Genomic DNA, 18,163 nt, shown 5'->3' with positions numbered 1-18,163 from the left:
GCCCATCACACCCTGAATAAGCGAGTCTTTCATGTTTGAACCCCAAGAAGGCTATGACGCCTACCAGTTCGCCGCCACCCAGGCCAAGGCGGCGAGCGCCGACCCGCATCAGCTGGTGCTGATGCTGATGGACGGTCTGCTCGACGAGATCGCGCGGGCCGAGGGCCACATCCTGGCCAGGCAGTATGAGCGCAAGGGGCAGTCCATCAACAAGTGCCTGCAGATCCTGGGGGGGCTCGACAGCGCCCTCGACATGGACAAGGGCGGGGAGCTCGCCGGCAACCTGCACCGCCTGTATAACTACTGTGGTCAGCGCCTGTTCGAGATCAGCGTGGCCAACGACGTCGCGGGCTTTGCCGAAGTGCGCCGCATCCTGCTGGAGTTGAAAGAGGGCTGGGAAGCGATGGCCCGCCATCCCCGCTGATGCGGAAGTCCTCCTTCCTCGTTTGCCAGGGAAAGCGACTAACGTATTGAAAAACCGCATCTATATATCTGGCCTGCTCCTTGCTTGCTGGCAGGGTCGTCTTATTTTGGGGCCATCATCATGTCCATGACCGGGGCCGTGCCACCCAGCACGGAACGCGAGACGCGCCAGCGCCAGCTGTTGGGGCTGGGGCGTCTGATTTTACAGCAGGCCCGTGCCGGGCAGTGGGATGCGGTGCGCCTGGCGGATCACCGTCTGGCCCAGCTGGTCGAGAGTCTGCGCCAGCAACCTGCCCTGTGGCAGGCCCTGATGCCGGCCCGGGATCAGGTGCGCCACTGGCATCAGGAGGCCTTCGCGCTCTGCCAGCAGGAAACCGCCCTGCGCAAGCAGGAGTGGGATGCCCTCTCCCTCAAGCGGGAAGGGCTGCAGGCCTATGACGAGGCGCAGACATGGGCATGATCCCCTTTATCGGCACCGAGGCCCTGCCGCCCTCCGCTTCAAGCGGCTTCACCCGTCTCTCGCGCCAGCCCGATGGGCAGGGAGAGGGGTACCAGCCGCTCGATCTCCCGCAGGAGGCCCTGGCCTCGCTCCCCCCGGTGCCCGCCGTCCCTGTCACCGCCCCCGACGAGGAGGGCGGTGAGGAGGCGAGTATCGAGACGAATGTCGAGATGGCGTCCGACGTTGCCGAGCAGCTGTCCGCCTTCACCCATATGCCCCCACCCTTTGTCAGACCAGAGGAGAGCGTGCGGCTCTCCCTTGTCCGCCCGCCGGTGGAGCCCGAACTTCCCCCTGCGGAGCAAGGGGCGCGAGCGGAGCACCCCTCGCCCGCGCTGCGAGCGCTCACCCGCCTCGTGCGCCTGGAGAGCGAACGGATGCCGGTGATGACGGCGCCGGACAGTAAGGCGCACTCCCCCCTGCAGGCGGGAGAGCTCGCCCTGAGGCTGGCCCAGCCAGGCGTGCAGGGGGAGCGGTCGCCGCTCCCGACCACGGTCGGTCTGCCGCCCCTTCCCGGGGAGGCGGCGCCGGAGCGGGAGCTTGCCGTGGCAGATCTCAAGGCGGCAGTGGGGCTGCCGACCGCGCTGTCTGCGGCCAGGCCCACGGAGTACCAGTGGGCGCCGGCTCGCCTGACGGACGGTCCGGCCCAGTGGGGCCAGCAACTGGTCGAGGTGCTGAAGGACAGGGTCGAGTTGCAGGTGAACCAGAACATCAAGCAGGCTCACATCCGGCTCGATCCCCCCGAGCTGGGGCGCCTCGAATTGACGGTCAGGGTCGAGGGGGATCGGCTCAGCGTGCAGCTCAACGTGACCAACCCGGCGGTGCGCGAGGCCATGATCCAGTCGATGGAACGGCTGCGCATGAGCCTGACCCCCCACCATGCCGGCGGCGTCGAGGTGAACGTCGGGCAGGGGGGAGAGCAGGAGCGGGGAGAACGCTGGCAGCAGGAGAAGATCCTGGCTGGCCGGCGGCAGTGGCAGGAAGAACGGGATGCATCGAGCGGCGCTGGTCAGGACTGGCTCAATACCCTGGTGTGACATTTTACAATCTGGCAATAGCGAGAGTGACTTCAAATTATGCGGCGTGTCATGAAGTGGATGATGGTGATGGTAATGGCACTGTGCCTGCTGGTGGCGCTGGCCTATGGCGCCTATCTCAAGCGAGATACGGTAGCCGTCTGGCTGGGGCTGGCGGAGGCCAAGCCCGAGCTGAGCAAGACACCGCTGTTCAAGCCGATGGAACGCTTCGTCATCAGCCTGGAAGGGGACAGGGAGCCCCACTATCTGGTGCTGGAACTAGCACTGGTGACCCACAACCCCCAGCAACTGGAGACGCTCAACGAGCTGACCCCCCTGATCCGCAATGCCATGGTGCAATATTTCAGCCATCGTTCCCATGAGGCGGTGAAGCAGGAGCTGCAGAACATCTCGGACCTGCAGACCTCACTGCTCGGCAAGCTGGTGGGGACGCTGGAAGGGTATGGCTACAAGCCCTATCTGGACGAAGTGCTGGTCACCAAGGTGCTGGTGCAGTAGCGGACATGATGGACGCCGGCTGGGACATCCCCTGTGAACTGACCGCCTCCGCCCCCCGTACCGGTGAACAGGCGATCCTGAGCCGCTACCTGCCTCTGGTGAAGCGGGCGGCCACTCACCTGCGCAGCCAGGTGAGCGCCTGCTTCGATCAGGAGGACATGGAGCAGGTCGGCATGATGGGCCTGCTGGAGGCCTGGCGCCGGTATGGCAGCGAGCCCGATGCCCAGTTCGAAAGCTATGCGTTCAAGCGGGTGCGGGGCGCCATGCTGGATGAGTTGCGGCGCCTCGACTGGCGTCCCCGCCAGTTGCGCCAGCAGGTGCACGGCCACAACCAGGTGCAGCGGGAGCTGTTCAACCGGCTGGGGCGCAACCCGACCGAGCAGGAGCTGGCGCAGGCACTGGATTGCTCCGTCGAGGAGGTGCGCCAGCTGGCCTATGCCAGCCAGGCCGAGGCCCTGCAGAGCCTGGAGGAGTGGCTGGAGAACGGCGGCAGGGCGCCGGCGTCGGAATCAGACGACCAGGACATGGCCATGACCCTCAGCAAGGTGCTCGGTACCCTGGACAAGCGCGAGCAACTGCTGCTCTCCCTCTACTACCAGCAGGAGCTGAACATGAAGGAGATTGCGCTGGTGCTCGGCCTGACCGAGTCGCGGGTATGCCAGCTCCACAAGCAGTGCGTCCTTCAGCTCAAGCAGCGTTTGGTCGACTCCATATAGTAATGGCTCTCCCCGCGGGGGGAGTCTTCGTGAATTCTGCGGGAGCATCCATGCAAAAACAGATCGGTCTTGGTGTCATTTTCGTTTGTGTGATCGGCGGCTTCATGATGGCCGGGGGGCGTCCCATCGCCCTGTGGCAGCCCGCCGAGCTCATCATCATCATAGGTGCTGCGGTCGGCTCCATGTTCCTCGGAAACTCCAAGGAGGTGATGCATGAGATGTGGCGCCAGATGAAGCTTTGCTTCAAGTCCAACAAGGACGAGAAGGAGATCTATCGCGAACTGCTGACCCTGATGCACCAACTGCTGGAAGAGACCCGCAACAAGGGGATGAAGGCGCTGGACGAACACGTGGAGAACCCGCAGCAGAGCTCCGTCTTCCTGATGTATCCCCAGGTGTCGGAAGATCCGCAACTGCTCGGCTTTATCATCGACAACCTGCGCCTGCTGGGCATGGGCAAGATCACCCCCCACGAGCTCGACACCATACTGGAGCAGGAGATCATGGCCATCGAGGAGGACATGCTCAAGCCCGCCCACGCGCTGCACAAGACGGGGGAAGCCTGCCCCGGGTTCGGGATCCTCGCGGCCGTGATGGGGATCATCATCACCATGCAGCAGCTCGACGGTCCCCTCAGCAACATCGGCGTGCACGTGGCGGCCGCCCTGGTGGGCACCTTCATCGGCATCTTCCTCTGTTACTGCCTGCTGGAGCCCATCAGCAACGCCATGGAAGAGATGGTCAAGCGCCGCATCGGCATGCTGATGTGCATCAAGTCGATCCTGATCGCCCAGCTGCGGGGCAAGACGCCCCTGCTCTCCGTCGACTCGGGCCGCAAGATGCTGGAGCCTGACGTGAAACCCAGCTTCCTCGAACTGGAAGACTGGGTGACCAACAGGGCCATGTGATGCGCAACCACGAACAGATCATCATCAAGCGCCAGCAGCGGCGCAGCAGTGGTCCCAAGGGCGGCGGCGCATGGAAGGTGGCCTTCGCCGACTTCACCCTGGCGATGATGGCTTTCTTCATGGTGCTCTGGATCCTGGCCGTTTCCAGCCAGGAGGAGCGCGAGATGGTGGCCAGCCGCCTGCGCGACTACAGCATCATGGACAGCGAGGCGAACCCGTTCGACATCCGCAACAGCCCCTATCCGGTGGATCTCGGTGGCAACCCCTCGGTACTGGAGGAGCTGAGCCCCCAGTTCGTGGAGGAGGGGCAGCGCATGCCCAGACACATGGAGCGCGACCGCAGCATCTTCACCGACGGTGCCAAGGGCGGCTACGAGAGCCTGCTGGTGGGCAAGATTGAGGGGGAGAAGCAGATGGCGCAGCTGGCCGGCTTCATCGGCTCCATGGCGGATCAGATGCAGGCCAGAAACAACCTGGAGTTGCAACTGGTGCCCCAGGGGCTGCGCATCCTGATCCGCGACGACGACGAGCGGGAGATGTACAGCCGCGGCAGTGCCCGCATCAGCCCCTATTTCCGCCATCTGCTGATGGCGCTGGCCCCCATCTTCCAGCGGGTGGAGAACCGGGTCATGATCTCCGGTCACACCGACAGCACCCCCTTCGCCGGGGACAACTACAGCAACTGGGAGCTCTCCTCCGATCGCGCCATGATGGCGAGGCGCGTCCTGCTTGCCGGCGGCATGCCCCCCGAGCGGGTGGGTCAGGTGGTCGCCATGTCGGACACCATGCTGGACAACACCGCCGATCCCCGGGGCAGCCAGAATCGCCGCATCGAGCTGCTGGTGATGACGACCCAGGCGGAGAAGAGCCTGGAGCAGCTGTTCAGCGCCCAAACCCAAGCCGCCACCCGGCAAGCCAAGGATGCCACTGCCCATGGAAACCCCTGATACCGATCTGCCCCCCGTCACCCCGTTCAACGATCCCAGGCGCAAGGTCCCTCGCTGGTATCTGCACGACGGCACCACGCCGCTGGAGTCCCAGAGCTGCGGCATCGCGGCCCGGCTCATGGTGTCCGGCCTGCTGTTCGACAAGCAGATCGGCCGGGCGGTGATCAAGGACATAGGGCCCGGCGGGGTCGGCTTCCTGGCCCCCGCCCGCTTCGCCCTGCCCGATACCGTCAGCCTGTCCCTGTCACCGCGAATCGTGCTGGCCTGCCATATCACCCACCGCAGGGCCATAGGCCAATACCTCAGCTTCTACGGCGCGCGCTGGGCCGATCCGGCGTCCATCGATCTCGCCCCCGTGCTCAGTCACTGGCGCCATAGCTTCATGGCGCCAGCAGAGGCCGGGTCTGTCCCAGTCCCAGAGGATCCGGCATCCGCTCCAGCGTGATCCCCCCCCGCCCCATGTCGAGCCCCCTTGCCGGTCGCAGCAGCAAGGGGTCGTGCAGGCTCTCCAGCGACACGGCTCGTGCCAGCAGTGGCCGTTTATCCGGTGTGCTGCGGGCAGGCGCCTTGCCACCGCCATAGACGATGGGGCAGTCGCTGACACCTTGCGCCTCTGGCAGGCGCCAGGCGGGATTCCAGCGGCTGGCGTCGTTCATCGACACCCCTTTGGCCATGGCCCAGTCCAGCAGGGAGCAGGCGCCCGGCTGCCGCCACACCCGAATGCTCTCTCCCTCCTGCCAGGATGGCAGCACGAAGTCGTGCTGCGCCGCCCTGTCCAGCAACTGGGAGAGGGCGATGAAACGCGCCACATAGAGCCGCGTTTCCGTGGGCAACTGCAGTGCCCACAGATTGCGTGTCCCACCGCTGAGCACCGCCTTCAGCACCCGTCCCTCTCCCGCGTTATAGGCCGCCAAGGCCAGTAGCCAGTCCTGCCCGAAGAATCGATGCAGCCAGCCGAGATAGGCGAGGGCAGCCTCCGTCGCCAATGGCAGGGAATAGCGGCCATCGAAGGCGGTCGTCATGGGGACGGAGAAGCGGGCCGCGGTGTCTGGCATCAGTTGCCAGGGACCGGCGGCGCCCGCCGAAGAGATCACGTCCAGCCGGTAGCTGCTCTCGATCAGGGGCAGCAGTGCCAGCATGGGTGGGAGTTTTCGCGCCTGAACCTGCTCCGTGACCCAGCGGATCATGGGCTGGGACTCGATGAGGCGTTGCTGCAGGTGGCTGCGCTGCTGCAACAGGAAGCGGGTCTGCTCGGTGACCAGATCGGCGCCGGGGCCGGCGAGAGGGGTAGGAAAACCCGCCTGCCAATGATAATGATCGTAGGAGTAGCAAACGGGACTGCTTAGCAGGCACAGCCCGGCGAGAAGGCGAGACGATAATTTGGCAAGAGAGGGCATAGCCTGGCGGGAAAATGATAAAAACACGATGTATCTCAACAGTTTTTGACAATATCTGTCGACTGTTCATGTGGTATCCAGGACGTGATAAGCATGATAACACGAGTAAAAAAGACCCCAAAGGCGGGCAGGGCGATTCAGAAATTTCTGCTTTATCTGATCCTCGTTAATTTTGGTTTGATGTGGCTCTATGTCGTGTATGCCGATGAGCTGACATTTGGTGCCAACCTTCTGCTGACTTTTCTTCTGATCCTCTATAACCTGCTGCTCTGCCAGCTGGTGGTGCTGCGTGCCCGGCGGGCGGGAGACGGTTACATCATCTATCCCGTGGTGGGGGTGAGCATTATCCTGTGTGCCGTCGTGCTGTTTCGTTTCATCATTTCCCCCTGAAACAGATTAATTTTGAGCCCAGCCTGAGGGCATGTATTTAATTTGGCAGTAAATAACTTGTGAAAAATCAATTCATTTAATCGGTCGTCTCCCCACGCTGCGTCAATATGTTTCCCCTGCCCGAGATCCTTGCTTGAAAAGCCTCCTGCTCGTCCTTAAACTTCATGGTGGAGAAAAGTGGATCAAAGTGGTTTTTATCGGGCGATTTGCCCCCTTAACTCATTTTCAGGGACTGCAATTTGTTGCGTGGCGCTCACGCCATCAGCCTGGACAGCAAGGGCCGGTTGGCGATTCCGACCAAATTTCGAGACTGGCTGCGCGACGAGTGCGACGGCCAGCTGGTCTGCACCATCGACATCGCCCATCCCTGTCTGCTGCTGTATCCCCTGAACGAATGGGAAGAGATAGAGCGCAAGCTCAAGACCCTGTCCAGTACCAATCCGGCCGAGCGCCGCCTGCAACGCCTGCTGCTCGGCCATGCGACCGAATGCGAGCTGGACGGCAACGGCCGCCTGCTGCTGAGCCAGCCGCTGCGCAACCACGCGGGGCTGGACAAGAAAATCATGCTGGTGGGCCAGCTCAACAAGTTCGAGCTGTGGGATGAAGCCCGCTGGCAACAACAGATCAATGACGACATCCTGGGCCTGCCCGAGGACGACTGGGCAAGTTCACCACGACTACAGGATTTTTCTTTATAAATGACCCAAGCCGCTGAACACATCACAGTGCTGTTGCACGAAGCCGTCGAAGGGCTGGCCATCAAGCCGGACGGTGTCTACGTCGACGGTACCTTTGGCCGGGGTGGTCACTCTCGTCTCATTCTCCAGCAGCTCGGCCCCAACGGCCGGTTGATCGCCATCGACCGGGATCCCCAGGCCATTGCCGAGGCGGCCAAGATCCAGGATCCCCGCTTCGAGATCGTGCACGGCCCCTTCTCCGGCATCACCCGCTATCTGACCGAGCGCGGTCTGCTGGGCAAGGTGGACGGCTTCCTGCTGGATCTCGGGGTCTCCTCCCCCCAGCTGGACGATGCCGAACGCGGCTTCAGCTTCATGAAGGACGGCCCCCTCGACATGCGGATGGACCCGACCACTGGCCAGAGCGCCGCCGAGTGGCTGGCCCGCGCCGATGTGGACGACATCGCCTGGGTGCTGAAGACCTTCGGCGAGGAGCGCTTCGCCAAGAAGATTGCCCGCGCCATCGTGCACGACAGGGTCACCGAGCCCTATGTGCGCACCCGCCAGCTGGCAGAGATGATCGCCCGGGTCAACCCGAGCAAGGAGAAGGGCAAGCACGCTGCTACCCGCAGCTTCCAGGCCATCCGCATCTACATCAACAGCGAGCTGGACGAGATCGAAACCGCGTTGAACGGCGCGCTGGAAGTCTTGGCTCCTCACGGCCGTCTCTCCATCATCAGCTTCCACTCCCTGGAAGATCGGCTGGTGAAGCACTTCATCCGCAAGCACGAGAAAGGACCCGAGGTGCCCCACGGCATCCCGCTGACCGAGGCCCAGCTGGCCGGCGGTCGCAAGCTGAAGTCGGTCGGCAAGGCGCTCAAGCCTTCCGAGCATGAAGTCAATGAAAACACCCGATCCCGCAGCTCGGTACTGCGGGTCGCAGAGCGGCTGGCGGAGTAAGCCATGAGCGAAGTGCGCGTTCACCTCGCCAGGGAGATCGTTGCGGATCTCTGGCGCCACAAGTTGCAGGTCGTGCTGACCATCGCCGTGCTGGTTACCGCCTTCGCGGTGATCCTGGTGACCAACATGACCCGGGGGCTGACGGCCAAGCAGAACGATCTGATGGCGGAAGAGGACAGGCTCAACATCGAGTGGCGCCACCTCTTGCTGGAGCAGGGCACCCTGGCTGAGCACTCCCGGGTGGCGAGCCTGGCCATGGACAAGTTGCAGATGGCTCGCCCGCTGGTGACCACCGAGAAGGTAATTACACAACCATGACACGCAAGGCCGCCACCAAGGCTCCTGCAAAGGACAAAGCCAAGGCGAAAGCACCGTCACTCTACCCCTGGCGCTTTCGCACCCTGGTTTTCTTCATCGGCATCGCATTTGCGGGGCTGATCCTGCGACTGGCCTGGATCCAGGTGATCGATCCGGACAGGCTGCGCCAGGAGGGGGACATGCGCTCCCTGCGCACCACCTCCACCCAGGCGGTGCGCGGCATGATCACGGATCGCAACGGCGAGCAGCTGGCGGTCTCCGTGCCGGTCGAGGCCGTCTGGGCCGATCCCAAGACGGTGCACGAGTCCGGCGCCATCCACAACGAGCGCGCCTGGCTGGCGCTCTCCGCCGTGCTCAAGCTCGACATCAACACCCTCAAGCACCGCATCGCCAACCCGAGCAAGCGCTTCGTCTATCTGCAGCGGCAGGTGACGCCGGCGGTGGCGGAATACATCAAGGGCTTGAAACTGGGGGGCATCTATCTGCGCCCCGAGGCGCGCCGCTTCTATCCGACCGGCGAGATCAGCGCCCACCTGGTGGGGGTGACCAACATCGACGGCAGCGGCATCGAGGGGATCGAGCGCAGCTACAACGAGTGGCTGACCGCGACCCCGGGGGAGATGCGGGTGCGCAAGGACCGCCAGGGCCGCGTCATCGAGCGGCTCGGTCTGGTCAAGGAGGGCAAGCACGCCAACGATCTGCAGCTGAGCATCGATCAGCGGGTGCAGGCGCTGGCCTATCGCGCCCTCAAGCGGGCCACCGACGAGAACAAGGCGACCTCCGGCTCCATGGTGATGCTGGACGTGAAGACCGGCGAGGTGCTCGCCATGGTCAACACCCCCTCCTACAACCCGAACAACCGCGGCCAGTACCAGAGTTTCCGGGTGCGCAACCGGGTGGTCACCGACACCTACGAGCCGGGTTCCACGGTCAAACCCTTGATTTTGCTCAGTGCCTTGCAGGCCGGCGTCACCAGCTGGAAGGACTTCATCCCGGGTGGGCCGCTCTTTATCGGGGCCAAGCAAATCCGTGATGTGAGCATCCACAAGGCGACCAACCTGTACGACATCCTGCGCTACTCCTCCAACATCGGCATGTCGCGCATCGCGCTGCGGATGCCGGCCCAGGAGATGATCAACACCCTCAGCATGGTGGGCTTCGGGATGGACACCGGCAGCGGCCTGATGGGGGAGAGCAGCGGCATGCTGCCCCAGCGTCGCCGCTGGTCCGACATCGAGCGGGCCACCCTGTCGTTCGGCTACGGCCTGCGGGTGACCCCGCTGCAGCTCGCCTCCGCCTACGCCACCCTGGCCAACAAGGGCAAGCGGGTGCCGCTCTCCATCATCAAGGTGACCAAGCCGCCCAAGGGCGAGCAGGTCATCGACCACAACAATGCGGCCGCCATGTTGCAGGCGCTGGAGTACGTGGTCAGCAACGCCATTCCCAAGGCCCAGATCCCGGGCTACCGGGTCGGCGGCAAGAGTGGTACCGCCAAGGTCGCCGTGGCGGGGGGCTATGGCAAGGATTACATGGCCTGGTTTGCCGGCTTCGCCCCGGCCAGCAATCCCCGCTTCGTCATGGTGGTGGTGATCAACGAGCCCAAGGGGGATGCCTACTACGGCGGCGCCGTGGCGACGCCGCCCTTTGCCGAGGCCATGGGGGGCGTGCTGCAGCTCTTCAACATCCGTCCCGACGCGATCCCGCCCGAGGTACCCGCCAAGCTTGCCCGCACGGAGGCCACCAATGGCGCACCGCGTACTTGACGGGCATCCGGCTTTTTCCATCGGCCCCGCCGCTGTCGGGGCATTTTCCATGGTGCCCGTGTGCGCCCGCATTCCCGCATTTTCGGAGGCTGCCCATGCCGTCCATCTCACTTGATCAACTGATGAGCCGCTTCGGCATCACTGCCCCGGCGCTTCCCCTCACCGACCTCCAGCTCGACAGCCGGCGGGTCGGTCCCGGCTCTCTCTTCGTGGCGATCGGAGGCCATCAGGTGGATGGCAGGCGTTTCATCGAACAGGCGGTGGCTCAGGGAGCGACCGCCGTGCTGTTTGAGGAGGATGGGGAATTCGTCCCTCCTGCGGCCCAGATCCCCTGCATCGGCATGCAGGATCTGCCCGCCCGCCTCTCCGAGCTGGCCGGCCACTTCTACGATCATCCGGGGCAGAAACTGCAACTGGTGGGTATCACGGGGACCAACGGCAAGAGCACCACGGCCCTGCTGGTGGCGAACTGGCGCACCCTGCTGGGAGGCAAGGCCGGGGTGATGGGCACCATAGGCAACGGCCTGTTCGGCGAGCTGGTGGAAGCAGAGAACACCACCGGCAGCGCCGTGCAGGTGCAGGCCAATCTGGCCGCCTTGCAGCAACAGGGGGCCGATCTGGTGGCCATGGAAGTCTCCAGCCACGGTCTGGTGCAGCACCGCGTCGCCGCCCTGCCATTTGCCGCGGCTGTCTTCACCAACCTGAGCCGGGATCACCTGGACTATCACGGTTCCATGGAGGCCTATGCTGCCGCCAAGGAGGAGCTGCTGAAGCTGGTGGACGAACCCTGCGCCGTCATCAATGTGGACGACCGCCTGGGGCGGCAGTGGCTGGCGGCCTATCCCGGTGCGGTGGCCTTCGGCGTCCATGGCCCGATTGAAAACCATGCCGGACGACAGCTGACGGCGCAGGATCCCCATTTCCATCAACAAGGTTTTGACACGCGCATTAACTCCAGTTGGGGGAATGGTGTATTATCCGCCCCCTTGCTCGGCCGCTTCAACGTCAGCAACGTGCTGGGCGCCATGGGGGCCATGCTGGTGCTCGGTTACGATTTCGACGCCCTGCTGGCCACCGCGCCTCAGCTGCAGCCGGTGACCGGTCGCATGGAGTGCTTCGGCGGTGGCGATGCGCCGCTCGCCGTGGTCGATTACGCCCATACCCCGGACGCGCTGGAGAAGGCGCTGCAGGCCCTGCGGGTGCACTGCCACGGTCGCCTCTGGTGCCTGGTGGGCTGCGGCGGCGATCGGGATCGCGGCAAGCGGCCCATGATGGCCGCCATGGCGGAGCTGCATGCGGACTGCGTGATCCTGACCGACGACAACCCCCGTACCGAGGAGCCGGCCCGGATCATGGCCGACATGGTGGCGGGGCTTCGCGATCCCGGCGCCGTGCAGATCGAGCACGACAGGGTCAAGGCGATCCGGCTGGCGCTGAGTCAGGCGAGCAAAGAGGACATCATCCTGGTGGCCGGCAAAGGCCACGAGGATTATCAGATCATTGGAACCGACAAGCGGCACTACAGCGACCGGGAAACCGTCGCGGCCGCCTTGCACACATTAATGGAGTCATTCAGATGATGACCCTCAGGCTTGCCGACCTGGCGCAGGTGCTCGATGCCCGTCTGATCGGGAGCGACCACGAGATCACGGCGGTCAGCACCGACACCCGTACCCTGGGCGAAGGGGCGCTGTTTGTCGCCCTGCGCGGCGAGCGTTTCGACGCCCACGATTTCTGCGATCAGGCGGTGGCCGCCGGCGCCAGTGCCCTGCTGGTGGAACGCGAGCTGCCCCTGGCCATACCGCAACTGGTGGTGGCCGACAGCCTCAAGGGGCTGGGGCGTCTGGGCCGGCTGGTGCGCGAGCGCATCAACCCGAAAGTGCTGGCCATCACCGGCAGCTGCGGCAAGACCACGGTGAAGGAGATGGCGACTGCCATCCTGCGCTGCGAGGGGGAGGTGCTGGCCACCGCCGGCAACTTCAACAACGAGGTGGGGGTGCCGCTCACCCTGCTGCGCCTCGAGCCGCAGCACCAGTTTGCGGTGATGGAGCTGGGGGCCAACCACCCGGGGGAGATCGCCTGGACCACGTCGCTGGCCAAGCCCGATGCCGCCATCATCAACAACGTGGCGGCGGCCCATCTGGAGGGCTTCGGCTCCCTGGAGGGGGTCTTCCATGCCAAGAGCGAAATCTTCGAAGGCCTGCGCGAGGGCGGCAGCGCCATCGTCAATGCCGACAACGAATTTTGGCCCAAGTGGCGTGAGAAGGGCATCCGCTGCGCCTTCTCCCTCGAGGATCAGAGCCAGCCGTTCCACGCCAGAAACGTGGTGATCAACCAGCAGGGTTGTGCCGAGTTCGTCATGGTGACGCCGCAGGGCGAAGTGAGCCTGACCCTGGCCATCCCGGGCCGCCACAACGTGGCGAACGCTCTGGCCGCCGCCGCCGGGACCCTGGCGCTCGGTGCTTCTCTGGCCTCGGTCAAAGCCGGTCTGGAGCAGATGGCGCCGGTCAAGGGCCGCTTCTGCGTGCAGCGCTGGGGTGGTCTCACCCTGGTGGACGACACCTACAACGCCAGCGTGGAGTCCGTGCTGGCGGGCATCGACGCCCTGACCGCCATGGGCGGCTACAAGGTGCTGGTGTTCGGTGACATGAAGGAGTTGGGTGAGGAGTCCGCCGCGCAGCATGCCCGGGTCGGTCGCCACGCCCGCGAGCAGGGCCTTGACGCCGTGCTGACCGTAGGGGAACAGAGTCGCCACACCGCAGATGCCGCGGCTGGCCGACATTTCGATAACAAGGCGTCGTTGTTTGAAGTGCTTGCGCAAATGATAAAGACACATCAGGAAATTTCGATTCTGGTCAAGGGCGCCCGCGGCTCCCGCATGGAAGATATCGTCGAGATGGTCAAGGGCCATCAGGAGTCAGCCACATGCTAGTCTGGCTGGCGGAACTGCTCACCCCGCACTTCACCTTCTTCAACGTCTTCTCCTACCTGACGTTTCGCGCCATCCTGTCGATCATCACCGGCCTGGTGGTGGCGCTCTGGATGGGGCCGCGCCTCATCCGCCGTTTGCAGATCCTGAAGTTCGGCCAGGTGATCCGCAACGACGGTCCCGAGTCCCACCTCAGCAAGAAGGGCACCCCGACCATGGGCGGCCTGATGATCATCGCCGCCATCTTCATCTCGGTGCTGCTCTGGTGCCGCCTCGACAATCCCTATGTCTGGCTGGTGCTGTTCGTGCTGGGGGCCTACGGTGCCATCGGCTTCGCCGATGACTACCTCAAGGTGGTGCGCAAGAACACCGACGGCCTGATCGCCCGCTGGAAGTACTTCTGGCAATCCGCCGTTGCGCTGGGGGTGGCCGTGTTCCTTTACGCCACCGCCACCCACGACGGACAGACCCAGCTGGTGGTGCCCTTCCTCAAGGACGTGATGCCCCAGCTCGGCCTGATGTTCATCCTGCTGACCTACTTCGTCATCGTCGGCACCTCCAACGCGGTCAACCTGACCGATGGCCTGGATGGTCTGGCCATCATGCCGACCGTGATGGTGGCTGGGGGCTTCGCCCTGATCGCCTGGGCGACCGGCAACGTCAACTTCGCGAACTACCTGCACATCCCCTACGTGCCCTACACCTCCGAGCTGGTGATCGTCTGTACCGCCATCGTCGGGGCGGGTCTGGGTTTCCTCTGGTTCAACACCTATCCGGCCCAGGTCTTCATGGGGGACGTGGGTTCCCTGGCCCTGGGCGGGGCGCTCGGCACCATCGCCGTGCTGGTGCGCCAGGAGTTCCTGCTGGTGATCATGGGGGGCGTCTTCGTGATGGAGACCGTCTCTGTGATCCTGCAGGTGGGCTCCTACAAGCTGCGCGGCGTGCGGATCTTCCGCATGGCGCCCATTCATCACCACTATGAGAAGAAGGGCTGGCCGGAGCCGCGCGTCATCGTGCGCTTCTGGATCATCACCCTCATGCTGGTGCTGCTTGGTCTCGCCACCCTGAAGGTGAGGTAAGCCATGGTCATCATCATCGGACTCGGCAAAACCGGACTCTCCTGCGTCGACTACTTCCTCGGCCGCGGCGTCACGCCCCTGGTGATGGACACCCGTGCCAACCCCCCCGGCAAGGAGCAGCTGCCCCCTGAGGTGGAGCTCGTCCACGGGCTGGACGGAGAACGGCTCAAGCAGGCGCACATGATAGTGGCGAGCCCGGGCATCGCCCTCTCGACCCCGGAGCTCAAGGCCGCGGCAGAGCGCGGCATCAGGATAGTCGGCGACATCGAGCTGTTCGTGCGCGAGACCCAGGTGCCCGTCATCGCCATCACCGGCTCCAACGGCAAGAGCACGGTGACGACCCTGGTGGGGGAGATGATCGCCGAGGCCGGCCTCAAGGTCGGGGTCGGTGGCAACATCGGCACCCCGGCCCTGGAATTGCTCAAGCAGCCCATGGATCTCTGCGTGCTGGAGCTCTCCAGCTTCCAGCTGGAGACCACCCACAGCCTGCGAGCCGCCGCCTCCGTGGTATTGAACCTCTCCGAAGATCACATGGATCGCTATGAGGGCATGGCCGACTACCGCGCCGCCAAGATGGAGATCCATCAGCACTCCCAGCACATCCTGGTGAATCGCGACGATCCCCAGACCCTGCCCGATGTGGGCCAGGTATGGCAGAGCTTCGGGCTGGACTGCAACGGCTATGGCCGCTGTGAGCTGGCGGGCCGCCACTGGCTGACCCTGCACGGCGAGCCGCTGCTGGCGGTGGACGAGATGAAGATCGTCGGTGCCCACAACCAGGCCAACGCCCTGGCGGCCATGGCCCTGTGCGACGCGGTCGGTATTCCCCGCGAGCCCCAGCTCGCCGTGCTGCGCCGTTTCGAGGGCCTGCCCCATCGCGCCCGCTTCGTGCGGGAGGTGAACGGGGTGCGCTGGATCAACGACTCCAAGGCCACCAACGTGGGGGCCACCCTGGCCGCCGTGGCCGGGGTGCGCGAGTCCGTCAGGGGGCGTCTGCTGCTGCTGGCCGGCGGCCAGGGCAAGGGCCAGGACTTCGGCCCGGTGCAGGCCCTGCTCGGCAACCAGATCGATCACATGTACTGCTTCGGCCAGGATGCCGAGGTGCTGCTGGCCCTGGGCGAGCAGACCGAGCGGGTGGCGGATCTCGACGCCGCCGTCGCCAAGGCGGCGGCCGATGCCAGACCCGGTGACTGGGTGCTGCTGGCGCCGGCCTGCGCCAGCCTGGATCAGTTCAAGTCCTTCGAAGCGCGTGGCGATCGCTTCACCGAGCTGGTACAGAAGTTATGAACGCCCTTCGCGCAGTCGCAGGCTTCCTGCAGCGCTGGTTGCTACCGGCGCGCCCCGCCGGTCTCTACGATCGGCAACTGGTGGTGCTGGCGCTGGCGCTGATGTCGGTGGGGCTGGTGATAGTGGCGTCCGCCTCCATCCCCGAAGGGATAGCCCTGGGGGATGATCCCTTCATGTTCGTGAAGCGCCACGGCATGTTCCTGGTGATGGCGCTCGGCATCTCCTGGTTCGTGCTGCAGGTGCCCATGGCCCGCTGGCAGCAGTACAACGGCCCCATGCTGCTGCTCGCCATCGTGCTGCTGGTGATGGTGTTGCTGGTGGGGCGCAGCGTCAACGGCTCGGTGCGCTGGCTGCCGCTTGGTCCCTTCAACCTGCAGCCGGCCGAGTTCGGCAAGCTGGCCCTGTTCGTCTACCTGGCGGGCTACCTGGTGCGCCGCCAGAGCGAGGTGCGCGAGCGCTTCATCGGCTTCATGAAGCCCATGGCGGTGCTGTTCGTGGTGGCCATACTGCTGCTGGCCCAGCCGGATCTCGGGTCCGTGGTGGTGATGTTCGTCACCTCGCTCGGCATGCTGTTCCTGGCCGGCGCCCGGCTGGTGCAGTTCATCGGCCTGATCCTGGTGGGGGTGAGCGCCGTGGTGACCCTGATCATCGCCGAGCCATACCGGATGCGGCGGGTGACCTCCTTCCTCGACCCCTGGGCCGACCCCTTCGGCAGCGGCTATCAGCTGACCCAGTCCCTGATGGCCTTTGGCCGCGGCAGCTGGTTTGGCGAGGGGCTCGGCAACTCCATCCAGAAGATGGAGTACCTGCCGGAGGCCCATACCGACTTCGTGTTCGCCATCCTCGGCGAGGAGCTGGGTTATGTGGGCGTGCTTGGCGCGCTCTTCCTCATCTTCGCGCTGGCGGTCAAGGCGCTCAAGCTGGGCCATCAGGCGCTGGTGGCCGAGCGGCTCTATGAAGGCTATCTGGCCATCGGCGTCGGCATCTGGTTCAGTTTCCAGACCTTCGTCAACGTCGGCGCCGCCAGCGGCATGATGCCCACCAAGGGGCTGACCCTGCCGCTGGTCAGCTATGGCGGCTCCAGCCTCATCATCATGATGGTGGCGGTGAGCATGTTGATTCGTATCGATTTCGAGTTGCGCCAGGCCAGTGCCCAGGCGCGCGTGAGGGAGGTTTCGTGAGCAAGACGTTACTGGTGATGGCGGGTGGTACCGGGGGCCATGTGTTCCCCGGCCTGGCCGTTGCCGATCGCCTCAAGGCCCAGGGTTGGACCATCCACTGGCTCGGCACCGCCGACCGTATGGAGGCGGAGCTGGTGCCTGCCCATGGCTATCCCATCTCCTTCATCGACATCCAGGGGGTGCGTGGCAACGGCATCAAGCGGCTGCTCGCGGCCCCCTACCGCATCGTCAAATCCGTGCTGCAGGCCCGTCAGGTGCTCAAGACCATCCAGCCCGACGTGGTGCTGGGCATGGGGGGCTTTGCCTCGGGCCCGGGTGGCGTGGCCGCCTGGCTTGCCGGCATCCCGCTCTTGCTGCACGAGCAGAACGCGGCGGCCGGCATGACCAACAAGCTGCTGGCCCGCCTCGCCAAGCGGGTGCTGATGGCCTTCCCCGGCGCCTTCGCCCCCAACGCCCGCACCGCCGTGGTGGGCAACCCGGTGCGCCCCGAGGTGGTGGCCCTGCCGGACCCCGTGCTGCGCAGCGCAGCCGAACCTCTGCGCCTGCTCATCGTCGGTGGCAGCCTGGGGGCCCGGGTCCTCAATGAGCAGGTGCCGCCCGCGGTCGCCGCCGCCGGTGTGCCCATCGCGGTGCGCCACCAGTGCGGCAAGGGCAACGGGGAGGCCGTGGCTGCCTCCTATACCGGGCTGGGGGTCGAGGCCGAGGTGAGTGAATTTATCAGGGACATGGCGGATGCCTATGCCTGGGCGGACCTGGTGGTGTGCCGTGCCGGGGCCCTGACGGTCTCCGAAGTGGCCGCCGCCGGGGTGGCCGCCATCTTCGTGCCGCTGCCCCATGCGGTGGACGATCACCAGACCCGCAACGCCCTGACCCTGGTCGACGGCGGTGCGGCCGAGTTTCTGCCCCAGTCCGAGCTGACGCCGGCCGCCCTGGCCGCCCGTCTCTCCTGGCTCGCCGGGCGCAGGGAAACCCTGCTGAACATGGCCCAGGCTGCGCGCCGGGTCGCCATCATCGATGCCGCCGAACGGGTGGCCGATGAGTGCAAGCGGCTCGCCACCGGGTGAGCCGAACGAGATTGATGGACAGGATGGCGCTGGCCAAGGCCGCGCCCCTGTCTCCGAATACATGTGTCGCCGAATGAAAATGGCTTGTGGCCG

At 65.0% G+C, this 18,163-nt stretch carries 20 protein-coding genes; 19 read left to right on the top strand and 1 reads right to left on the bottom strand.

The genetic code is table 11. The annotated features are described in order from the left end of the window. Nucleotides 1–31: 31 nt before the first annotated feature. The 8 genes from lafC to I6L39_RS04090 all read left to right on the top strand — a co-directional run bounded on the left by lafC (nucleotide 32) and on the right by I6L39_RS04090 (nucleotide 5,470). Nucleotides 32–424, top strand: coding sequence for a lateral flagellar export chaperone LafC (gene lafC, locus I6L39_RS04125; RefSeq protein ID WP_216991107.1), 393 nt, complete (start codon nucleotides 32–34; stop codon nucleotides 422–424). A gap of 120 nt (nucleotides 425–544) precedes the next feature. Next, nucleotides 545–883: a LafX gene (locus tag I6L39_RS04120; RefSeq protein WP_216991106.1), complete on the top strand. Its 339-nt coding sequence runs from the start codon at nucleotides 545–547 to the stop codon at nucleotides 881–883. Beyond that, nucleotides 874–1,956: a flagellar hook-length control protein FliK gene (locus I6L39_RS04115; protein WP_216991105.1), complete on the top strand. Its 1,083-nt coding sequence runs from the start codon at nucleotides 874–876 to the stop codon at nucleotides 1,954–1,956. Before I6L39_RS04120 ends, I6L39_RS04115 begins: the two co-directional genes overlap by 10 nt. A 69-nt stretch (nucleotides 1,957–2,025) precedes the next feature. Further along, a complete protein-coding gene (lafF, locus tag I6L39_RS04110; RefSeq protein WP_302055607.1) occupies nucleotides 2,026–2,454 on the top strand; it encodes a lateral flagellar basal body-associated protein LafF in 429 nt (142 codons plus the stop codon). A gap of 5 nt (nucleotides 2,455–2,459) precedes the next feature. Continuing rightward, the gene (gene lafS, locus I6L39_RS04105; protein ID WP_209794201.1) at nucleotides 2,460–3,170 is read left to right on the top strand and encodes a FliA/WhiG family RNA polymerase sigma factor; all 711 of its coding nucleotides are present in this window, start codon (nucleotides 2,460–2,462) and stop codon (nucleotides 3,168–3,170) included. Nucleotides 3,171–3,220: 50 nt separating this feature from the next. Next, the gene (lafT, locus tag I6L39_RS04100; RefSeq protein WP_041211799.1) at nucleotides 3,221–4,078 is read left to right on the top strand and encodes a lateral flagellar motor stator protein LafT; all 858 of its coding nucleotides are present in this window, start codon (nucleotides 3,221–3,223) and stop codon (nucleotides 4,076–4,078) included. Further along, complete coding sequence (gene lafU, locus I6L39_RS04095) at nucleotides 4,078–5,025, top strand: lateral flagellar motor protein LafU (RefSeq protein WP_216991103.1); 948 nt, start codon at nucleotides 4,078–4,080, stop codon at nucleotides 5,023–5,025. Before lafT ends, lafU begins: the two co-directional genes overlap by 1 nt. Next, nucleotides 5,012–5,470, top strand: coding sequence for a hypothetical protein (locus tag I6L39_RS04090; protein WP_216991102.1), 459 nt, complete (start codon nucleotides 5,012–5,014; stop codon nucleotides 5,468–5,470). The genes lafU and I6L39_RS04090 overlap by 14 nt, the downstream gene beginning before the upstream one ends. Here the strand turns inward: I6L39_RS04090 and I6L39_RS04085 are convergent. Further along, nucleotides 5,406–6,260, bottom strand: a complete 855-nt coding sequence (locus I6L39_RS04085; RefSeq protein WP_254203771.1) for a lytic transglycosylase domain-containing protein — start codon at nucleotides 6,258–6,260, stop codon at nucleotides 5,406–5,408. The genes I6L39_RS04090 and I6L39_RS04085 overlap by 65 nt on opposite strands. 255 nt (nucleotides 6,261–6,515) lie before the next feature. On the opposite strand from I6L39_RS04085, the gene I6L39_RS04080 reads away from it, so the two are divergent. The 11 genes from I6L39_RS04080 to murG all read left to right on the top strand — a co-directional run bounded on the left by I6L39_RS04080 (nucleotide 6,516) and on the right by murG (nucleotide 18,070). After that, entirely contained in the window at nucleotides 6,516–6,812 is a 297-nt protein-coding gene (locus tag I6L39_RS04080; protein WP_043762764.1) for a hypothetical protein, read from the top strand. Between the two features lie 239 nt (nucleotides 6,813–7,051). Then, nucleotides 7,052–7,510, top strand: a complete 459-nt coding sequence (gene mraZ / locus I6L39_RS04075; protein WP_216991101.1) for a division/cell wall cluster transcriptional repressor MraZ — start codon at nucleotides 7,052–7,054, stop codon at nucleotides 7,508–7,510. After that, on the top strand, nucleotides 7,511–8,449 hold the full coding sequence (rsmH, locus tag I6L39_RS04070) for a 16S rRNA (cytosine(1402)-N(4))-methyltransferase RsmH (RefSeq protein WP_216991100.1): 939 nt from the start codon (nucleotides 7,511–7,513) through the stop codon (nucleotides 8,447–8,449). It abuts the gene before it with no gap. Between the two features lie 3 nt (nucleotides 8,450–8,452). Next, nucleotides 8,453–8,767 (top strand): cell division protein FtsL, encoded by a 315-nt coding sequence (gene ftsL / locus I6L39_RS04065; RefSeq protein WP_042077599.1) that lies wholly within the window; start codon nucleotides 8,453–8,455, stop codon nucleotides 8,765–8,767. Next, a complete protein-coding gene (locus tag I6L39_RS04060; RefSeq protein ID WP_209794196.1) occupies nucleotides 8,764–10,530 on the top strand; it encodes a penicillin-binding transpeptidase domain-containing protein in 1,767 nt (588 codons plus the stop codon). Before ftsL ends, I6L39_RS04060 begins: the two co-directional genes overlap by 4 nt. Before the next feature lie 95 nt (nucleotides 10,531–10,625). Continuing rightward, nucleotides 10,626–12,110, top strand: coding sequence for a UDP-N-acetylmuramoyl-L-alanyl-D-glutamate--2,6-diaminopimelate ligase (murE, locus tag I6L39_RS04055; protein WP_216991099.1), 1,485 nt, complete (start codon nucleotides 10,626–10,628; stop codon nucleotides 12,108–12,110). Then, the gene (gene murF, locus I6L39_RS04050; RefSeq protein WP_216991098.1) at nucleotides 12,107–13,462 is read left to right on the top strand and encodes a UDP-N-acetylmuramoyl-tripeptide--D-alanyl-D-alanine ligase; all 1,356 of its coding nucleotides are present in this window, start codon (nucleotides 12,107–12,109) and stop codon (nucleotides 13,460–13,462) included. The genes murE and murF overlap by 4 nt, the downstream gene beginning before the upstream one ends. Further along, nucleotides 13,456–14,538 carry a phospho-N-acetylmuramoyl-pentapeptide-transferase gene (gene mraY, locus I6L39_RS04045; protein WP_042077605.1) on the top strand — a complete coding sequence of 361 codons (1,083 nt, stop codon included), beginning with the start codon at nucleotides 13,456–13,458 and terminating at the stop codon, nucleotides 14,536–14,538. The genes murF and mraY overlap by 7 nt, the downstream gene beginning before the upstream one ends. 3 nt (nucleotides 14,539–14,541) lie before the next feature. Next, the gene (gene murD, locus I6L39_RS04040) at nucleotides 14,542–15,825 is read left to right on the top strand and encodes a UDP-N-acetylmuramoyl-L-alanine--D-glutamate ligase (protein WP_042077606.1); all 1,284 of its coding nucleotides are present in this window, start codon (nucleotides 14,542–14,544) and stop codon (nucleotides 15,823–15,825) included. Further along, complete coding sequence (gene ftsW / locus I6L39_RS04035; RefSeq protein ID WP_161653065.1) at nucleotides 15,822–17,006, top strand: cell division protein FtsW; 1,185 nt, start codon at nucleotides 15,822–15,824, stop codon at nucleotides 17,004–17,006. The genes murD and ftsW overlap by 4 nt, the downstream gene beginning before the upstream one ends. Next, entirely contained in the window at nucleotides 17,003–18,070 is a 1,068-nt protein-coding gene (murG, locus tag I6L39_RS04030) for an undecaprenyldiphospho-muramoylpentapeptide beta-N-acetylglucosaminyltransferase (protein ID WP_042077609.1), read from the top strand. Before ftsW ends, murG begins: the two co-directional genes overlap by 4 nt. The last annotated feature ends 93 nt before the right edge of the window (nucleotides 18,071–18,163 follow it).

The organism is Aeromonas sp. FDAARGOS 1409 (assembly GCF_019048705.1).
In the GTDB taxonomy this organism is placed as follows: Bacteria; Pseudomonadota; Gammaproteobacteria; order Enterobacterales; family Aeromonadaceae; genus Aeromonas; species Aeromonas sanarellii.
The sequence above is the reverse complement of the archived record's forward strand: the minus strand, read 5'-3'. Positions and strand labels throughout refer to the sequence as shown.

Bases quoted from the DNA above. Each gene is read 5' to 3' on its own strand.
- lafC (WP_216991107.1), top strand. From the start codon at position 32: ATGTTTGAACCCCAAGAAGGCTATGACGCCTACCAGTTCGCCGCCACC.
- I6L39_RS04120 (WP_216991106.1), top strand. From the start codon at position 545: ATGTCCATGACCGGGGCCGTGCCACCCAGCACGGAACGCGAGACGCGC.
- I6L39_RS04115 (WP_216991105.1), top strand. From the start codon at position 874: ATGGGCATGATCCCCTTTATCGGCACCGAGGCCCTGCCGCCCTCCGCT.
- lafF (WP_302055607.1), top strand. From the start codon at position 2,026: ATGGTAATGGCACTGTGCCTGCTGGTGGCGCTGGCCTATGGCGCCTAT.
- lafS (WP_209794201.1), top strand. From the start codon at position 2,460: ATGATGGACGCCGGCTGGGACATCCCCTGTGAACTGACCGCCTCCGCC.
- lafT (WP_041211799.1), top strand. From the start codon at position 3,221: ATGCAAAAACAGATCGGTCTTGGTGTCATTTTCGTTTGTGTGATCGGC.
- lafU (WP_216991103.1), top strand. From the start codon at position 4,078: ATGCGCAACCACGAACAGATCATCATCAAGCGCCAGCAGCGGCGCAGC.
- I6L39_RS04090 (WP_216991102.1), top strand. From the start codon at position 5,012: ATGGAAACCCCTGATACCGATCTGCCCCCCGTCACCCCGTTCAACGAT.
- I6L39_RS04080 (WP_043762764.1), top strand. From the start codon at position 6,516: ATGATAACACGAGTAAAAAAGACCCCAAAGGCGGGCAGGGCGATTCAG.
- rsmH (WP_216991100.1), top strand. From the start codon at position 7,511: ATGACCCAAGCCGCTGAACACATCACAGTGCTGTTGCACGAAGCCGTC.
- ftsL (WP_042077599.1), top strand. From the start codon at position 8,453: ATGAGCGAAGTGCGCGTTCACCTCGCCAGGGAGATCGTTGCGGATCTC.
- I6L39_RS04060 (WP_209794196.1), top strand. From the start codon at position 8,764: ATGACACGCAAGGCCGCCACCAAGGCTCCTGCAAAGGACAAAGCCAAG.
- murE (WP_216991099.1), top strand. From the start codon at position 10,626: ATGCCGTCCATCTCACTTGATCAACTGATGAGCCGCTTCGGCATCACT.
- murF (WP_216991098.1), top strand. From the start codon at position 12,107: ATGATGACCCTCAGGCTTGCCGACCTGGCGCAGGTGCTCGATGCCCGT.
- mraY (WP_042077605.1), top strand. From the start codon at position 13,456: ATGCTAGTCTGGCTGGCGGAACTGCTCACCCCGCACTTCACCTTCTTC.
- murD (WP_042077606.1), top strand. From the start codon at position 14,542: ATGGTCATCATCATCGGACTCGGCAAAACCGGACTCTCCTGCGTCGAC.
- ftsW (WP_161653065.1), top strand. From the start codon at position 15,822: ATGAACGCCCTTCGCGCAGTCGCAGGCTTCCTGCAGCGCTGGTTGCTA.